This is a genomic window from Endozoicomonas sp. ONNA1 (genome assembly GCF_024606325.1).
GTDB lineage: Bacteria > Pseudomonadota > Gammaproteobacteria > Pseudomonadales > Endozoicomonadaceae > Endozoicomonas_A.
On record NZ_JAHHPN010000450.1, the window covers coordinates 1 to 2,370 of the forward strand.

3 protein-coding genes are annotated in these 2,370 nt (G+C 47.9%); 1 reads left to right on the forward strand and 2 read right to left on the reverse strand.

The features are described 5' to 3' along the window. Positions 1-188, reverse strand: a 188-nt coding sequence (locus KDK19_RS10375; protein ID WP_257291888.1) for a hypothetical protein, incomplete at its 3' end; no start/stop codon positions are given. A gap of 187 nt (positions 189-375) precedes the next feature. Between KDK19_RS10375 and KDK19_RS10380 the strand changes: the two genes are divergently transcribed. After that, on the forward strand, positions 376-1,887 hold the full coding sequence (locus KDK19_RS10380; RefSeq protein ID WP_306801328.1) for an NAD-dependent succinate-semialdehyde dehydrogenase: 1,512 nt from the start codon (positions 376-378) through the stop codon (positions 1,885-1,887). A 95-nt stretch (positions 1,888-1,982) separates the two neighbouring features. Here KDK19_RS10380 and KDK19_RS10385 read toward each other — a convergent pair. Next, positions 1,983-2,370 (reverse strand): FAD-dependent oxidoreductase (locus KDK19_RS10385; protein WP_257291889.1); only part of this gene is annotated, 388 nt, incomplete at its 5' end.

Genomic DNA, 2,370 nt, shown 5'->3' on the forward strand with positions numbered 1-2,370 from the left:
CCAGGCATTGAATAAAGCAAAACCCCAGTTGAGTGATCGGCTGGGGTTTTTGTTTTGTGGAAAAAAGAAAAACAGTAGCAGTTCTCAGACATCCTGCCTTCCAGTGCATTCGGATTTTCCAGTTCATCAAAAGAAATATCCCTGAGCGGCCCACATCGACGGTAGTGAGAGACTTGTTCATGTGACAAAATCGCCGGGAACGATTTGGAAGCCGATGTTCAGAACGCTTTTGATATGGCCTATGCCCAGCATGTAAAACGTGCCAGCTATGACCTGTTCGATTTTCAAGATCATGGGTGTCAAAACACTTTAAGGTTGTGAACAACCTCCAGGCCTCTTCGTTCATTGAAGCCGTGCACTATCAAGGGGTTCTCCATGAAACTGAACGACTCCGGTCTTTTCAAACAGCAGGCCTACATCAATGGTAAGTGGGTCAGCGCCATAGAAACGCTTCCCGTTCAAAACCCGGCTACAGGTAAGGTGATTGCCCATATCCCCATGCTGGCGGCTTCAGATGTTCTTAACGCAATCAAAGCAGCAGAAGAAGCCTTTATAGGATGGCGAGCAAAAACAGCAGCAGAACGTTCTGGTTTACTCCGCAAGTGGTACACCTTGATTCAGGATAATCAGGAAGATCTGGCCATGCTGATGACCACTGAACAGGGCAAACCGTTGTCAGAGTCCAGGGGCGAAGTGAGGTATGGTGCTTCTTTCATAGAGTGGTACGCCGAAGAAGCTAAACGAGCTTATGGTGATCTGATTCCTGCTACCAAAAGCAGCCAGAGAGTGCTGGTCACACGGGAACCGGTCGGCGTGGTTGCTGCAATAACGCCCTGGAATTTCCCCAATGCCATGATCGCTCGAAAAGTAGCTCCTGCCCTGGCAGCAGGCTGTACCATTATTATCAAGCCTTCGGAGCTGACGCCTCTGTCGGCTCTTGCCCTGGTAGAACTGGCAGAACGAGCGGGTATTCCTGCAGGTGTTATTAATATTGTCACAGGTGATGCCAAAGAAATCGGTGCTGAGTTAACGGGCAGTCCTGTCATAAAAAAACTGTCGTTTACTGGATCGACTGCTGTAGGCAAACTATTAATGAAGCAATGTGCGGGCTCGGTTAAAAAAATCTCACTGGAGCTGGGTGGCAATGCGCCTTTCATTGTTTTTGATGATGCCAATGTCGATCAGGCGGTTCAGGGTGCGATAGCCTCCAAGTATCGGAACTCAGGTCAGACCTGTGTTTGTATGAATCGTCTGTTTGTTCAGGGTGGTGTCTATGACGAGTTTGTCGAGAAGTTTTCCGAAGCGGTTTCCAGACTTACAGTGGGTCCTGCAATTGATGGCGACTTCAATCAGGGGCCTTTAATCAATGAGGCTGCACTGCTGAGGATCAGGAGTATTGTTGATGATGCATTAGCCAAAAAAGGCCGACTGCTCACAGGAGGCCGCTCTCATAGTCTGGGTGGTCTGTTCTATGAGCCTACTGTTCTGGCGGATGCCTCCAGGGAGATGAAGTGCTATCAGGAAGAGGTGTTTGGCCCCATAGCCCCTGTCTTCCGGTTTCAGTGTGAAGAGGACGTGATCAGAATGGCTAACGATACCCAATATGGTTTAGCTGCATACTTTTATACTAATGACTTTAGTCGTGTATTCAGGGTAGCTGAAGCGCTGGAGTATGGCATGGTGGCTGTCAATGAGGGTGTGTTATCCACAGAAGTGGCCCCATTTGGAGGCATCAAGGAGTCAGGTATTGGTCGGGAAGGATCAAAGTATGGTCTGGATGAGTATCTGGAAATGAAATATGTACTATTAGGAGGCATCAACCAGGAGGCATCAACGATTCCTGAGGGTAGCCCTCACATCGTCAGAGGCGATGACTCTATCATTTGAGAAGAATAAAGTGCCAGGTCAGGAAGTCTCAGGTTGGCGGTCAGACTTAAGCCTGACCTGGCGAAGAGTGATTAACTTGGTTGATTCGTAATCAATCAGGCAGCTAAAGCGGTATCGCCTTCAAAACTGTTTCTGATCAGGTAATCAAAAGCACCCAGTGAGGCGTTGGCACCGCTGCCCATAGCAATAATAATTTGCTTGTAAGGTGCAGTTGTCACATCTCCGGCCGCAAAAACACCTGGGATGGAGGTTTCGCCCCGACTATCAACTACAATTTCACCACGTGGGTTTAACTCCATTGCCTCTTTAAGGAATTCAGTATTCGGTACCAAGCCAATCTGAACAAAAATACCTTCCAACTCTAAACTGATTTCGTCGTTTGTATTGCGGTCTTTATAGGTCAGGCCATTTACTTTATTACCGTCGCCTAGTACTTCTGTCGTCAGTGCGTTGGTAATAATGGTGACATTCTTTAAAGAACGC

Coding starts and splice junctions, on each gene's coding strand:
- KDK19_RS10380 (WP_306801328.1), top strand. CDS start 376: ATGAAACTGAACGACTCCGGTCTTTTCAAACAGCAGGCCTACATCAAT.